The following is a 14,777-nucleotide window of genomic DNA, read 5'->3' on the forward strand; positions in this document are numbered from 1 at the left end:
TATCCACAAAATGTGGATAAACCTAATTAATCCGTGGATAACTTTGTGAATAGCTGACAATTTAGTATTATTGCATTCTGCTCTTTTATATTTTTACAAAAATGTTCTAGCTGTTGAATTCCCTCTGGAACCTCATCCTTTTCTATAGTAAAAAAGTCAAAGAACTGAAAGATCGGTACAGATTGTGGATGATTTGTTAGTAAGTACAATTGTTGAACACTTTTTTCTTTCATATACTGCAAAAACATTTCAAAAAAATATAAGAAAGTCTGTTTATCCACATGAGGTGTGAATAAACAAGAACGAATAAGTACATCTTCCCCACTTTGTTCATAACCAATTACAGCTCGTATTTCTTCCGCCTCTTCCAAAATCATAAATTGTGCGTACAACTCATTTATTTTATCATCTTTTTTATTAGCTTGTCCGAAAAAAGAATGTAATCTTTCCACATCTGCTTTCGTAGCAAAATACACTTTCTTCATAATAAATCCCTCCTCATTTTTATATATGAGGAGGGATTTATTAATAGTACTATTTAGAGAATAAAGATGTAAAAGCTTCTACAATAAACAATTTAACTTCTGGCTTTTCTTCTTCCTCTTCTACTTTTACATACTCATTTTGCTGTTCTTGTTTTTTCTCCACAGGTTTCTCCACTTTTTCCACATTTTTTGTTTCTTCTTTACTTACAGGCTGCTCTTCGACTTTTGTTTCATTTTTTACTACTTTCTTTTCAGAAGATGTTACTTTTTTTACTACTTCCTGTTTTACAACTTTCGTTTCTTTTACCTTATCCACTTTCTTCTCTTCTGTATTTACTACTTCCTTATCTAGTTGTTTCACCTGCTCCTCTTCAGGAGATTCCGCCTTCACAACGTGCTCTTCTTTTCTTACAGCTGTCCCACTCGAAAAATCTAAGAAACACATTGGTGGAAATAATACACACCACCAGTTCGCCCCTTCACCTTCTCCAATTGTAATCAATACCGCTTCATATTCTCCTGCCGGATAAATAAAATTCCCATATACCTTTGTAGGAAACTTTACATTCTTACTAAATTTCACTTGAAATGATTCTTTACTTCCTTCTCTTTTTAACGTATTTTCCACCGTTTTCTCGATTTCTGGAATATGACTTTGAATTACTTTGCGCGCCTCTTCAAATGAAGTTAAATCCGCTACCCATCCATCAATTTGTGCTTTTACTTCATCACGCACTTTACGCTTTAATGCCTGGTCTTTATCTGAATCACTATTTGCTAAAATTCGTAATCGAACGGCCTCTTTCGGAATAACTGAAGGCCCTTTCGCATCAGCTTTCATATATCCAAACTGCACAAGTAACTGTGCACCAATTAATAGTATAAGAAGATAAGCAATAACTTGTTTTTTCATTTCCTCCACCGTCCCTTCTACAAACAGTGTGGACAGACTTTCATCTTTCTAAACTATTAAATTCAAAATCTATATGAATTTTTCCACAAAAAAATAGAGTAAGGTGTGAACCTTACTCCATCTCTGCAAATACCATACGATCTTTTCCGTTAATATCGAAAACAACCTCAACATGAGCATGTGGAAAAGCTTGTTGTAACAATCTTTTTACATCCTCACCTTGTCCTACTCCAATTTCAAACGCTACAATCGCTTTCTTCTGCAACACATTCGGCAATTCTTCCATAAAACGGCGATAGAAATCTAATCCGTCTTCACCACCAACAAGTGCTCTCTTCGGCTCATGCTCTTTCACAACAGGAGAAAGACCACGCCAATCCTCTTCCGGTATATATGGAGGATTTGAAACAACAACATCTAGCTTTTGACCCGTTTTATGAAATGGTGACAATAAATCACCGTGATAGAACGTTACTTCTGCACCTAAAGCTTTTGCATTTTCTTTTGCAACTTCAATCGACTCTTGTGCAATATCTACTGTATACACATGAAGATTTTTATTTTCTAAAGCAAGCGTAATAGAAATCGCTCCACTACCTGTACCTATATCTGCTACATGTAGTTTCTCATCACCAAAATGGCGCTCGATTCTTTCTAATACTCCCACTATAAGCTCTTCTGTTTCCGGCCTTGGTATTAATACTTCTTCATTCACAAAGAAAGACCGTCCATAAAACATTTCATAACCAATCATATATTGAATAGGAATACCTTCTACATGCTTATGGATAAACTCCGTAAAGCTTTTCTCTTGTTCCTCAGTTATTTCTTCACGCATATTCATAAGTAATCCTGTTCTGTTCACCTTTAATACATGACAAAGGACAATTTCTCCCGCATTTTCATCTCGTCCATTTTCCTGTAAAAAAGAAGAAGCCCATTTCAGGGCTTCATAGACACGCATTACTCAGCTGCCTCCATCTTTTGAGCCTGATCTTCCATCACTAAGGCATTGATGAAATCATCTAACTTACCTTGTAAGATTTGATCTAGCTTTTGAATCGTTAAACCGATTCGATGGTCTGTAACACGGTTTTGCGGGAAGTTATACGTACGAATACGCTCTGAACGATCTCCCGTACCAACAGCTTGTTTACGGTTTTGATCATACTCAGCTTGCGCTTCTTGTCTAAACTTATCATAAACACGTGCGCGTAATACTTTCATCGCTTTTTCTTTATTCTTGATCTGTGATTTCTCATCCTGACAAGATACAACTACACCAGTCGGTAAGTGCGTTAAACGCACCGCTGACATCGTTGTATTAACGCTCTGTCCACCAGGTCCACTAGAAGCGAATGTATCAACACGAACATCTTTCTCATGAATATCAATTTCTACTTCTTCTGCCTCTGGTAATACAGCTACAGTTGCTGTAGATGTATGAATACGTCCACCAGATTCCGTTTCAGGAACACGTTGTACACGGTGAGCGCCATTCTCGAATTTCAGCTTCGCGAAAGCACCTTTACCATTAATCATAAAGATAATCTCTTTATATCCACCTAACTCTGTATAGCTAGCCTCAATAATCTCCGTTTTCCAGCCCTGTACCTCAGCGTAACGGCTATACATACGGTATAAGTCACCAGCAAATAAAGCTGCCTCGTCTCCACCAGCAGCTCCACGAACCTCAACGATAACGTTCTTATCATCATTAGGGTCTTTTGGAACAAGTAAAATTTTCAGACGCTCTGATAATGTTTTATCTTGTGATTCTAACTCAGAAACTTCTTCTTTTACCATTTCACGCATTTCTGCGTCTAACTTATCTTCTAACATTGCTTTCGCATCTTTTAATTGCTCACGAACATCCTTATACTCACGATACACCTCTACCGTTTCCTGTATATCAGACTGTTCCTTTGAATATTCACGAAGCTTATTTGAATCACTAATAATCGCTGGATCACTTAACAATTCATTTAACTTCTCATAACGATTTTCTACAGCTTGCAAACGATCTAACACATCATTCACCTCTACATCCTAGTATCTAATACAAATAGTATATGGTACTTACTCAAAAAAACGCAAATTATATTTAAAAGCGTAAGCGGCTCACACCGCTCATTCTCTCTATTTTGAAAAAACCCGCCTTGCGCAGCGAGTTTTACTTATCTTTGTTTGCAGGTACTGCATGACAATGACGACAACGTGGTTCATACGATTCTGAAGCTCCAACTAAAATAATTGGATCATCAAATGCCGCTGGTTCTCCATCAATTAATCGTTGTGTACGACTTGCTGGAGATCCACATACAGAACATACTGCTTGTAGTTTTGTCACATGTTCAGCAATCGCCATCAGCTGAGGAACTTGTCCAAATGGTAGACCACGGAAATCTTGGTCTAAACCAGCTACAATGACACGATAGCCACGATTTGCCAATACTTGCACCACTTCCACAATGTCCTCATCAAAAAATTGCACCTCATCGATTGCAATAACATCCAGCTCTTCTGTAATATGTTCAAATATATCCTTTGAAGCTGAAACAGGAACTGCTTTTACCTTTAATCCGTTATGTGATACAACATCTTCTTCACTATATCGATTATCAATACATGGTTTAAATACAATTGCATGTTGTTTTGCAAATTGCGTACGGCGCACACGGCGGATTAGCTCTTCTGACTTGCCAGAAAACATACTACCGCAAATCACTTCAATCCAGCCATTTTGATTTATTAAGTACATGAAGCTCTCCTTTCATCTACTTTTCAGTTAAAAGTAGGGTAAAGGTATAATATTTTCGCAAAAAAAACAGACAAGCGAATACATACACTTGCCTGTTTTATGTTTTTATTACTTAAGACCGTATTTCTTATTGAAGCGGTCAACGCGTCCGTCTGCAGTAGCAAACTTCTGACGTCCAGTGTAGAATGGGTGAGAATCAGAACTGATCTCAACTTTTAGTAATGGATAAGTGTTACCATCTTCCCACTCAACAGTTTCGTTAGATCCTTTAGTAGATCCGCTTAAGAATTTGAAGCCTGTGTTTGTGTCCATGAATACAACTTTCTTGTAATCTGGGTGAATTCCTGCTTTCATTCTTTTCATCTCCTTCCGCCCTGAATCATTTTCGAAACAGAGTTTTTCATCTTCAGTTGCATACACAACTATATTGATGAAACACATATGATGAAATTATAACAAGGCTAACTTCATTTTGCAACTACCTGTTTTTGTCTTTTTGATTTTAAAAGCAGAAGCGGCTCGTTCAGAATGGGAGGGGGATGGAGCTTCTGACGTAGAGGTGCTTTTTACCTTGTAGGAAGACGCGAAGCCACCGACCATTCTAGCCGCTGGAGCTGGATATTATCTTAAAAGTGGAGGTGGCTCGCTCAGCTCTGACCAGTTAAGGCTCTTTCGCCCTAAAGGTGCTTTTTACCTTTCGGGCGGAAGGTTCTTAGATGCGAAGAGCTAGCCACCAGAACTGGATATTACTTAAGAATCCAGGACACTTCGAACTCTCGATCTTGAAGCGCTTTTTGCTTCATGCGAGAGAGCGAAATGACCAGAGATTTTAGCCGCTGGAGGGAGCTCATCCAGCTCTGACTAGCTCAGGTTCTTTCACTTATTTCTCTCTTTAATATCACCTAAACAGCATAAAAAACTCGCTTACTATAAAATAAGCGAGTCTTGATTTTTTCCCTTTACTTAGTTGTTACATACCTTTTCGAGTCTGCAACAATGTTTTGTAAAAACTCTTCATTTGTCTTCGTTTGACGAAGCTTACGTAAGAAACTTTCAACAAAGTCTGGTGTATCACGCATTGTCTTACGAATGCCCCATAACTTGTCTAAATGTTCTTTTGGAATTAATAGATCTTCTTTACGTGTACCAGAACGACGAATATCAATCGCTGGGAAGATACGACGTTCAGCTAATGAACGATCTAAGTGAAGTTCCATATTTCCAGTTCCTTTAAATTCCTCGTAAATAACATCGTCCATACGTGATCCTGTATCAACAAGGGCTGTTGCTAAAATTGTTAAGCTACCGCCTTCTTCAATATTACGTGCAGCTCCAAAGAAACGCTTCGGTCTATGGAAGGCAGCTGGATCGATACCACCTGATAATGTTCTACCACTTGGTGGAATAACGAGGTTGTAAGCTCGAGCTAAACGGGTAATACTATCCATTAAAATGATAACATCTTTCTTGTGCTCTACAAGACGCATCGCACGTTCTAACACAAGCTCAGCTACTTTAATATGATTTTCTGGTACTTCATCAAAAGTAGAACTTACAACATCTCCTTTAACAGAACGTTCAATGTCTGTTACTTCCTCTGGACGCTCATCAATTAAAAGTACAATTAGTTCTGCTTCCGGATGATTTGTTGTAACACTGTGCGCGATTTCTTTTAATAGACTTGTTTTACCAGCCTTTGGAGGCGCAACAATTAAACCACGTTGTCCAAATCCAACTGGTGCGATTAAATCCATGATGCGTGTCGGTAACTTTTTCGGTTCCGTTTCCAATTTCATTTGGCGATCTGGGTATAATGGTGTTAATGCAGGGAAATGCACACGCTCTTTTGCTGAATCTGGATCATCTCCGTTTACAGCTTCAACTTGTAATAACCCAAAATAGCGTTCATTTTCTTTCGGAGGTCGTACTTTACCAGAAACTTTATCTCCATTACGTAAATCGAAACGACGAATTTGCGAAGCTGAGATATAAATATCTTCTGAGCTTGGAGAATAGTTGATAGGACGTAGGAATCCAAATCCTTCTGATTGAATAATTTCTAATACGCCTTCCATGAAAAAGAAACCTTCTTTTTCTGCTCGAGCTTTCAAAATAGAAAAAATCAGCTCTTTTTTCGTTAACTTGCTATAATACGAAATCTTAAATTCTTTCGCAAGCTCGTATAACTCTTTTAATTTCATGTTTTCTAATGCTGCAATTGACAAATTCATTCAGACACCACACTTTAACGTTATTCTCTTTTTTCATGGGTAAAGGGAAAAAATACGGAAGGCAAATAATTAATAATGAAAGGCAATAAGTTCAAGTAGGGTAATATTCACTATTGTAACCCTTTTATCTAGTTTTAATCAATACGTTGGAACACAAATACAAGAAGCGAAGACAAGAAAATTTGTCTTCGCTTCTTATTTAATTTAGTTCCAGCTCCGATAGTTAGAAAGATCGACCATTTTAACCTTTCTGAAGGAGCTGCTTACGCTTTTTACTTAATAACCAAGTTCGGTTTTTTATTTAAGCTATGACGACCATCTACGAAGCGAACTGTGCCTGATTTTGCGCGCATAACAAGGGATTGCGTTGTTCCTACGCTACCTTTAAATTGAACACCGCGTAATAGTTCTCCATCTGTTACGCCTGTTGCTGCAAAGATTGCATCGTCACCTTTTACTAAGTCCTCCATACGAAGGATACGATTAATGTCTTCTATGCCCATTTTTTTACAACGTGCTAATTCAGCTTCGTTTTGTGGCAATAATTTTCCGTGAATTTCTCCACCTAAACATTTTAAAGCAACTGCTGCTAATACACCTTCAGGTGCTCCACCAGATCCAAATAAAATATCTACACCTGTACGATCAAACGCTGTATTAATCGCTCCAGCTACATCTCCATCATTAATCAATTTAATGCGCGCACCAGCTTTACGAATTTCTTCGATAATTTCTTGATGACGTGGACGATTTAAAACTGTCGCTACAACATCTTCAATATCTTTATTTTTCGCTTTCGCAACTGCACGTAAGTTATCAATAATAGGCGCATCAATGTCGACCGCCCCAACTGCTTCTGGGCCAACCGCGATTTTATCCATGTACATGTCAGGGGCATGTAACAAATTACCGTGGTCTGCAATTGCAATGACAGCAAGAGCATTCCAGCCACCAGCTGCTACGATGTTTGTCCCTTCTAAAGGATCAACCGCAACGTCTACACGTGGTCCATATCCTGTACCTAATTTCTCTCCGATATATAGCATTGGTGCTTCATCCATCTCACCTTCACCAATTACAACTGTACCTTTCATCGGAATTGTATCAAATACATCACGCATAGCTGATGTTGCTGCACCGTCTGCCTCATCCTTTTTCCCGCGCCCCATCCAACGCGCTGATGATAAAGCTGCAGCCTCTGTTACACGTACTAACTCCATAGATAAACTTCTTTCCACGATAATCCCTCTCCTTTAAGCCTTTATATTTCTGCCGTATTTTGTGAACCGTGTTTTTCTATAAAGTGTACTTCCGCAAGTAGTGATGCTTCGCTTCCCCCTTGCGGAAGTATCACTTATGCGTTCTTCATTTCTTCAATTTCTTGCTTTGTCATTTGTTCTCGCCAAATGTTTGCACCAAGCCCTTTAAGCTTGTCCACTATATTCTCATAACCTCGATCAATATGCTCAAGTCCTGTTACTTCTGTAATTCCATCTGCCATTAACCCTGCAATAACAAGTGCCGCTCCTGCTCGTAAATCACTCGCCTTCACTTTTGCACCTTGCAGTAACACAGGACCAGTTACAATTGCCGAACGACCCTCTACTTTAATTTGAGCATTCATACGACGTAATTCATCAATGTGTTTGAAACGGGCACCGTAAATTGTATCTGTTACAACTCCTGTCCCGTGTGCCTTTGTTAAAAGCGTCGTAAACGGCTGTTGTAAATCCGTTGGAAAACCTGGATATACAAGCGTTTTGATATCAACTACTTTTAACTTTCTATTACCGTTCACCGTAATTTGATCATCGTTCGTTTCAACTTGAACACCAGCTTCTCTTAGCTTTGCAGTAACTGATTCTAAATGCTGAGGAATAACGTTATCAACCGTTACTTCTCCTCCTGATGCAGCTCCTAGAATCATATACGTACCAGCTTCAATACGATCTGGGATGATAGTATGGTGACAACCATGTAAAGAGTCAACACCATCTATTCGGATTACGTCAGTACCAGCACCTTTAATACGTGCTCCCATGCTTGTTAACAATGTAGCTACATCAATGATCTCAGGCTCTTTCGCTGCATTTTCAATAACAGTTCTACCTTTCGCTCGTACAGCTGCTAGCATAATATTAATCGTAGCTCCTACACTAACAACATCTAAATAAATACGTGCCCCGCGTAGCTCATCTGCTCTTAAATAGATGGCACCTTGTTCATTCGTAACATGTGCACCTAGCGCTTCAAACCCTTTAATATGCTGATCAATCGGCCTCGGTCCTAAATGACATCCACCCGGAAGCCCAATAACAGCTTTTTTAAAACGGCCAAGCATTGCACCCATTAAATAATAAGAAGCGCGCAATTTTTTCACTTTTCCATTTGGCAAAGGCATTGCAACCATGTTAGAAGGATCGACTACCATCTCTTCCTCCTGTCCATAAGTTACTTTCCCTCCAATTTCCTCTAGTAAGTCTCCTAACATTTTCACGTCCGAAATATTAGGGACACCACCAATAGTTACTGGAGTATCTGCTAAAATTGTCGCTGGAATTAATGCAACGGCACTGTTCTTTGCACCACTTACTCGAATTGTTCCATTTAAAGCTCTTCCGCCTTCAATTAGCAATTTTTCCATATTGAGCTCCCTTCTTGTGAATGTATTTACTTTCTATCTTTTTATAGAAAGCTCCCCTTAAGAATCTCAATTACTCTTTCCATCCCAAAACTCAATAAATAGGAAACCATTATCTTCATTTCTCCTGTAGCACGAATAGATAAAGATCAACTATTCATCGAATTTACTTTATCAATTTAGATACGTTATCACATTTATTAATAGGACTATGCACATTATTTTCTATTTAAAAACCAAAAATGATAAAATCTTTAGACTTGTTCACGCTTTCATTATACAACGAAAGGAAACCGTCTAAAAGACTAGACGGTTTCCAAAACGGAATTTTATTCTTACGCTTTACCGTTAGAACCGAATTCGCGAATTTTACCAATAACAGTTGCTTTGATAGCGTCGCGGCCAGGTCCGATAAATTTACGAGGATCGTAAACTTCTTGGTCTTTGTTTAATACTTCACGAACAGCTTTTGTAAACTCGATTTGGTTCTCAGTGTTTACGTTGATTTTTGAAGTACCTAAAGAGATAGCTTTTTCGATATCAGCAGTTGGGATACCAGTACCACCATGTAATACTAAAGGTACGCCAGTGAAGTCACGAACTTGTTCCATTTCAGCGAATCCTAAGTTAGGCTCACCTTTGTAAGGACCGTGTACAGAACCTAAAGCTGGAGCTAGGCAATCGATACCTGTTGCTTCAACAAGGTGCTTACACTCTGCTGGGTCAGCGTAAATTACGCCTTCAGCGATTACGTCGTCTTCTTGTCCGCCAACTGTTCCAAGCTCAGCTTCAACAGATACGTTACGAGCGTGTGCGTATTCTACTACTTGTTTAGTAGTTTCAACGTTTTCTTCGAATGGGTGGTGAGAAGCGTCGATCATTACAGATGTGAAACCTGCATCGATTGCTTCTTTACATTTTTCGAAGCTTGAACCATGGTCAAGGTGAATCGCTACAGGAACAGTGATGTTCATTTCTTCGATTAAAGCTTTAACCATAGCTACAACTGTTTTGAAACCAGTCATATGACGAGCTGCACCCTCAGATACACCTAGGATTACAGGAGATTTTTCTTCTTCCGCAGCAGCTAAGATAGCTTGAGTCCACTCTAAGTTGTTCATGTTGAATTGACCAACTGCGTATTTTCCTTCTAGTGCTTTGTTTAGCATTTCTTTCATAGAAACTAAAGGCATGGTGAATCCTCCTAAAAAACGTTTTTTGTATCCGATAAGTTCTTATCGCTGGTAGTATGACCAGAATAAGGTAAAATATGTATATCTACATACCGGACTTTTTTCTACACTCAATAGGATAACAACTTGTACTCAAAAACTCAACCGTATTCACCTGCACAATAGTCCATGTAAACGCTTTTTTCCATATTTTTTATAAAAAATTCATTTTTATGCCTCTACAGCGAGCTCATTTCTCACAGCTTGACGAATTTCATCAATATCAAATGGTTTAGCAAAATGCATTAAAGCTCCTAAATCTTTTGCTTCTTGGATCATATCAAGCTCTCCATAAGCAGTCATTAAAATTACTTTAATACTCTCATCAATTTCTTTTACATGCTTTAAAATCTCTATACCATCCATGCCTGGAATTTTCATATCTAACACTACTAAATCTGGATTATCTTTTTTCACGATATCTAAAGCTTGAAATCCATTCGCTGCTTGGAATGTCTGATAACCTTCTTTTTGGAACACTTCATGTAATAACACACGAATCCCATATTGATCATCAACGATTAAAATTTTACCTTCCATAATTCCCAACCTTTCTGTGTAAGTACAAGATTTAAAGCTTCTTATATCTTAACGATTTAATTTCGCTATTCTTTGGCAAATTCCTTCCTATTCTTTCTTATTTTACCGTTTCCTATTTTGTTATGCTACCCTACGATTTCACCTTTCTAAAAAAATAAATTATAATGAAAGCCGGCAAACACGTACGAAGGGAGTAACATTATGTTAAAAATTTTTTCAACTCAATTAAGTGGTTATTTCTCCAGAGTTTCTCAAAAAGAAGAAATGAATATAGAAGATAGCGCTCGTTTACTTGCTCAAGCACTAGTTGGCGATGGTTTCATTTATTTACATGGTACAAATGAAATGGAGGGCGTTGTTGCCGAGGCACTATTCGGTGCTGAACCAATGAAGCAAGCAAAACGCTTATTTAAAAATGGTAAAGAAGCAGAAGTAACCTCTGCGGATCGTGTACTTCTTATTAGCCGTTTTTCAACAGATGAAGCGGTTGTAGAAATTGCAAAAAAACTACAAGAAGAGGGACACTCTATTGTCGGCATTTCTGCTCTTCAAGAAGGTACGGAATCACTCGAACGATATACAGACCTACATATTGATACAAAACTGTTAAAAGGTCTTATTCCAGATGATGAAGGTAATCGCTACGGATTCCCAAGTTTAATAGTAGCCTTATTTGCTTATCACGGGATCAAATTCACAATCGATGAAATGTTAAATGAATATTAAAAAAAGCGCCTTATTTCAGGCGCTTTTTTTATTACTTGCTCTCTTTATTCGTAATAGAAGCTCTTACGAAGTCATGGAACAATGGTTGTGGACGGTTTGGACGAGAAACAAGTTCTGGGTGGAACTGTGCTGCCACGAACCAAGGATGATCTTTTAATTCAATAATTTCAACTAGACGACCGTCTGGGCTTGTACCAGAGAATACAAATCCTTCTTTTTCCATATCCGGACGGAACTGGTTGTTGAACTCATAACGATGACGATGACGTTCATATACAACCGGCTCATTATAAGCATTGTAAGCATTTGTTTCTTCAGCAAGCTTACATGGGTATAGACCAAGACGAAGTGTACCACCTAGGTCCTCTACATCTTTTTGTTCTGGTAATAAGTCGATGATTGCATATGGTGTGTCAGGGTTGATTTCAGAAGAGTTAGCACCTTCTAAACCTAATACATTACGTGCAAATTCGATTGATGCAAGTTGCATACCTAAGCAAATTCCTAAGAATGGAACTTTGTTTTCACGAGCATATTGAATCGCAACGATTTTACCTTCTACACCACGATCACCGAAGCCACCTGGTACAAGGATACCATCTGTATCGCCAACTAATTCTTTTACGTTTTCTGCTGTTACGTGCTCAGCATTTACCCATTTTACTTCTACATCTGTGTCGAATGAGTAACCAGCATGACGAAGTGCTTCTACAACAGAAATATAAGCATCTTGAAGTTCTACATATTTACCAACAAGAGCGATTTTTGTTTTCTTAGAAAGATTACGCACTTTGTTAACTAGAGCAGTCCACTCTGTCATATCTGCAGCTGGATTGTCTAATTTTAAGTGGTCACAAACGATTTGGTCCATGTTTTGTTCTTGAAGAGATAATGGGACCGCATATAAAGTATCTGCATCGCGAGCTTCGATAACCGCTTTTGTATCGATGTCACAGAATAATGCAAGCTTGTCTTTCATATCTTGAGAAACAGGCATTTCTGTACGAACAACGATAATGTTTGGTTGAATACCTAAGCTACGAAGTTCTTTAACACTATGTTGTGTTGGTTTTGTCTTCATTTCACCCGCTGCTTTTAAGTACGGGATTAACGTACAGTGAATGTACATTACATTGTCACGACCGATGTCGCTCTTAATTTGACGGATTGCTTCTAAGAATGGTAGAGACTCGATGTCACCAACAGTTCCACCGATTTCTGTAATAACAACATCCGCATTTGTTTCACGACCAGAACGATATACGCGTTCTTTAATTTCGTTAGTAATGTGAGGAATAACTTGAACTGTTCCTCCTAAATATTCACCGCGACGCTCTTTTTGAAGAACTGAAGAGTAAATTTTACCTGTTGTTACGTTGCTGTATTTATTTAAGTTAATGTCGATAAAACGCTCATAGTGACCAAGGTCTAAGTCAGTTTCTGCGCCATCATCTGTTACGAATACCTCACCGTGTTGATATGGGCTCATAGTCCCTGGGTCTACGTTAATGTATGGATCAAACTTTTGAATCGTTACGTTTAAACCACGATTTTTTAAAAGTCTTCCAAGAGATGCTGCTGTAATACCTTTTCCTAAAGACGATACTACACCGCCTGTTACAAAAATATACTTAGTCATGAAAAAGCTCCCTTCTATTTTGCTGTTATATAATCACCGTTGCAAAGCGCAACGTATGTAGATAACACTGTATCCATCTTATTGTTAGACTCTTTTTATTTTCTAAACAAAAAACAAAAAAGAAAATTGCTCCCCTCATCACAAAAAGTAATAAGTAGGGAGCAATTTTCTTTTATATTTACACTTTAAAAGTATTATCGTCCTTTTTTAAAGAGCCCAAAAATGATTCTACATGGACGATAATGAAAAGTCAAGAACTACAGTTCTTCCTCTTCTTCTTCTTCAGTTTCGTCATACTCAAGTTCTTCTTCAGCGAAGTCGTCGTCATCTTCGTCTAAATCATCAAGATCGTCGTCATCTCCGTCTTCTTCTTCAAGAACCTTGTCCAAATCTTCTACATCATCATCTTCATCTTCATTTACATCTGCATCGTCGAAGTCATCTTCATCTTCTTCAATGTAGTCGTCAAAACCGTCTTCTTCAACTTTACGTTTCTTCTTCGGTTTTGGTTGAGGCAAGATTTCTTCATCAATTTGCTCGTATGGGTACCAGCTGCGTAGCCCCCAACGATTTTCTCCTAAATTAATGAAACGTCCATCGATGTTTAAGTCTGTATAAAATTGTGCGATTTTCGCATTAACTTGCTCTTGAGATAGTCCCAGCACTTGAGCGATTTCTTGAACCAACTCGTTGAATGTCGTTGCTTGTTTTTTATCCCCTAAAACGCTATGTACAACTTCAATCATTGAACATTCTTTTAGCTCTTCTGGTGAATATTGCTTAAAATCCACTTATGCGGCACTTCCTTTCATCAAATATAACCTTATATATAACGGCCTGCTTAAAAAAATCCATACTATTCATTATAAACAAAAGTCGCACAAATATGCTACAAAAAAAACGGGAAACTTTTATAGGGTAGTAAAATTATAATTTGTCTGTTCCTTATTTCGGAAGCATATGGGCCCCTTGCAATACATACCTAATTTGCATTTCTGTATATTCTTCGAGCGTATACAGTTTTTGCAGCGCCCAGCGTCTAAATCCCCACATCTGTCCTTGTATAAAAATATTATGGGCAAGAAGCTGTATTTCTTTTTTATTTAATGTAAATGTTCCATTTTCCGTACACTGTTCTAAAATATTCTCGAACATTCCTACCATTTGAAACTCCTTTTCTAATACATACGGAAGTGATTCTTTCGGTAAAAAGCGTACCTCTTGATACATTATCAATACTTCTTCCTGTAATTCATCCATCACTTTAAAGTAATTCGTTATTGCTATCTTTAAACTTTCTACACTCCCTTTTTCTGTACAAACTACTTCCTCTAATCTTTCTTTTACATGTTCATAAATACTATCACAAACTAAATACAAAACATCATCTTTTGTACGAATGTACTCATAAAGTGTCCCTATACTAAATCCAGCCGCTTTTGCAATTTCTCTCGTTGTTGTACGCGGAAATCCTTTTTGTTTAAACAGTTGCACCGCACCTTTAATCATTTGCTCACGTCTTAACGCAACTAATTTTTCATCTTTCACCGATGCATGTACATTATGTTTAACCATTCCCTTCACCTCTCTCTATTATTTTTTGGAAGGA

At 38.0% G+C, this 14,777-nt stretch carries 15 protein-coding genes; 1 reads left to right on the top strand and 14 read right to left on the bottom strand.

Annotated features, from left to right (window positions below; all coding sequences use genetic code 11):
* Positions 1-26: 26 nt before the first annotated feature.
* The 11 genes from V7S45_RS26295 to spo0F form a co-directional block, all read right to left on the bottom strand.
* Positions 27-485 (bottom strand): mechanosensitive ion channel protein, encoded by a 459-nt coding sequence (locus tag V7S45_RS26295; protein ID WP_000758437.1) that lies wholly within the window; start codon positions 483-485, stop codon positions 27-29.
* Between the two features lie 49 nt (positions 486-534).
* Positions 535-1,398 (bottom strand): stage II sporulation protein R, encoded by an 864-nt coding sequence (gene spoIIR, locus V7S45_RS26300; RefSeq protein ID WP_025688628.1) that lies wholly within the window; start codon positions 1,396-1,398, stop codon positions 535-537.
* 112 nt (positions 1,399-1,510) lie between these two features.
* Positions 1,511-2,362: a peptide chain release factor N(5)-glutamine methyltransferase gene (gene prmC, locus V7S45_RS26305; protein WP_001267065.1), complete on the bottom strand. Its 852-nt coding sequence runs from the start codon at positions 2,360-2,362 to the stop codon at positions 1,511-1,513.
* Positions 2,362-3,429 carry a peptide chain release factor 1 gene (prfA, locus tag V7S45_RS26310; RefSeq protein WP_000887064.1) on the bottom strand — a complete coding sequence of 356 codons (1,068 nt, stop codon included), beginning with the start codon at positions 3,427-3,429 and terminating at the stop codon, positions 2,362-2,364. The genes prmC and prfA overlap by 1 nt, the downstream gene beginning before the upstream one ends.
* Before the next feature lie 142 nt (positions 3,430-3,571).
* Positions 3,572-4,159 (bottom strand): thymidine kinase, encoded by a 588-nt coding sequence (locus V7S45_RS26315; protein WP_025688625.1) that lies wholly within the window; start codon positions 4,157-4,159, stop codon positions 3,572-3,574.
* A gap of 108 nt (positions 4,160-4,267) precedes the next feature.
* Entirely contained in the window at positions 4,268-4,513 is a 246-nt protein-coding gene (locus V7S45_RS26320; RefSeq protein ID WP_000643433.1) for a type B 50S ribosomal protein L31, read from the bottom strand.
* 605 nt (positions 4,514-5,118) lie between these two features.
* Positions 5,119-6,390 (bottom strand): transcription termination factor Rho, encoded by a 1,272-nt coding sequence (rho, locus tag V7S45_RS26325; RefSeq protein ID WP_001053903.1) that lies wholly within the window; start codon positions 6,388-6,390, stop codon positions 5,119-5,121.
* A 272-nt stretch (positions 6,391-6,662) separates the two neighbouring features.
* The gene (gene glpX / locus V7S45_RS26330; RefSeq protein WP_000442340.1) at positions 6,663-7,628 is read right to left on the bottom strand and encodes a class II fructose-bisphosphatase; all 966 of its coding nucleotides are present in this window, start codon (positions 7,626-7,628) and stop codon (positions 6,663-6,665) included.
* A 116-nt stretch (positions 7,629-7,744) separates the two neighbouring features.
* Positions 7,745-9,034: a UDP-N-acetylglucosamine 1-carboxyvinyltransferase gene (gene murA, locus V7S45_RS26335; protein ID WP_000413254.1), complete on the bottom strand. Its 1,290-nt coding sequence runs from the start codon at positions 9,032-9,034 to the stop codon at positions 7,745-7,747.
* Positions 9,035-9,366: 332 nt separating this feature from the next.
* The gene (locus V7S45_RS26340; protein WP_001131855.1) at positions 9,367-10,224 is read right to left on the bottom strand and encodes a class II fructose-bisphosphate aldolase; all 858 of its coding nucleotides are present in this window, start codon (positions 10,222-10,224) and stop codon (positions 9,367-9,369) included.
* Between the two features lie 210 nt (positions 10,225-10,434).
* Entirely contained in the window at positions 10,435-10,803 is a 369-nt protein-coding gene (gene spo0F / locus V7S45_RS26345) for a sporulation initiation phosphotransferase Spo0F (RefSeq protein WP_000398594.1), read from the bottom strand.
* A 201-nt stretch (positions 10,804-11,004) separates the two neighbouring features.
* Here spo0F and V7S45_RS26350 point away from each other — a divergent pair, with 201 nt between their 5' ends.
* Entirely contained in the window at positions 11,005-11,529 is a 525-nt protein-coding gene (locus tag V7S45_RS26350) for a DUF2529 domain-containing protein (protein ID WP_342761592.1), read from the top strand.
* Positions 11,530-11,560: 31 nt separating this feature from the next.
* On the opposite strand, the gene pyrG is transcribed toward V7S45_RS26350, so the two are convergent.
* From pyrG to V7S45_RS26365, 3 genes are all read right to left on the bottom strand, one after another.
* Positions 11,561-13,168, bottom strand: a complete 1,608-nt coding sequence (pyrG, locus tag V7S45_RS26355; protein ID WP_000170460.1) for a CTP synthase — start codon at positions 13,166-13,168, stop codon at positions 11,561-11,563.
* A gap of 257 nt (positions 13,169-13,425) precedes the next feature.
* Positions 13,426-13,959: a DNA-directed RNA polymerase subunit delta gene (gene rpoE / locus V7S45_RS26360; protein WP_000346278.1), complete on the bottom strand. Its 534-nt coding sequence runs from the start codon at positions 13,957-13,959 to the stop codon at positions 13,426-13,428.
* Positions 13,960-14,113: 154 nt separating this feature from the next.
* On the bottom strand, positions 14,114-14,743 hold the full coding sequence (locus V7S45_RS26365; protein ID WP_000238605.1) for a TetR/AcrR family transcriptional regulator: 630 nt from the start codon (positions 14,741-14,743) through the stop codon (positions 14,114-14,116).
* Between the last annotated feature and the right edge of the window lie 34 nt (positions 14,744-14,777).

The sequence above is a fragment of the Bacillus sp. BR3(2024) genome (genome assembly GCF_039134555.1).
GTDB lineage: Bacteria > Bacillota > Bacilli > Bacillales > Bacillaceae_G > Bacillus_A > Bacillus_A cereus.

Excerpts from the sequence above, each read along its gene's own strand:
- murA (WP_000413254.1), bottom strand. The coding sequence starts at position 9,034 with ATGGAAAAATTGCTAATTGAAGGCGGAAGAGCTTTAAATGGAACAATT.
- V7S45_RS26365 (WP_000238605.1), bottom strand. The coding sequence starts at position 14,743 with ATGGTTAAACATAATGTACATGCATCGGTGAAAGATGAAAAATTAGTT.
- spo0F (WP_000398594.1), bottom strand. The coding sequence starts at position 10,803 with ATGGAAGGTAAAATTTTAATCGTTGATGATCAATATGGGATTCGTGTG.
- spoIIR (WP_025688628.1), bottom strand. The coding sequence starts at position 1,398 with ATGAAAAAACAAGTTATTGCTTATCTTCTTATACTATTAATTGGTGCA.
- V7S45_RS26320 (WP_000643433.1), bottom strand. The coding sequence starts at position 4,513 with ATGAAAGCAGGAATTCACCCAGATTACAAGAAAGTTGTATTCATGGAC.
- V7S45_RS26340 (WP_001131855.1), bottom strand. The coding sequence starts at position 10,224 with ATGCCTTTAGTTTCTATGAAAGAAATGCTAAACAAAGCACTAGAAGGA.
- prmC (WP_001267065.1), bottom strand. The coding sequence starts at position 2,362 with ATGCGTGTCTATGAAGCCCTGAAATGGGCTTCTTCTTTTTTACAGGAA.
- V7S45_RS26295 (WP_000758437.1), bottom strand. The coding sequence starts at position 485 with ATGAAGAAAGTGTATTTTGCTACGAAAGCAGATGTGGAAAGATTACAT.
- V7S45_RS26315 (WP_025688625.1), bottom strand. The coding sequence starts at position 4,159 with ATGTACTTAATAAATCAAAATGGCTGGATTGAAGTGATTTGCGGTAGT.
- rho (WP_001053903.1), bottom strand. The coding sequence starts at position 6,390 with ATGAATTTGTCAATTGCAGCATTAGAAAACATGAAATTAAAAGAGTTA.
- V7S45_RS26350 (WP_342761592.1), top strand. The coding sequence starts at position 11,005 with ATGTTAAAAATTTTTTCAACTCAATTAAGTGGTTATTTCTCCAGAGTT.
- pyrG (WP_000170460.1), bottom strand. The coding sequence starts at position 13,168 with ATGACTAAGTATATTTTTGTAACAGGCGGTGTAGTATCGTCTTTAGGA.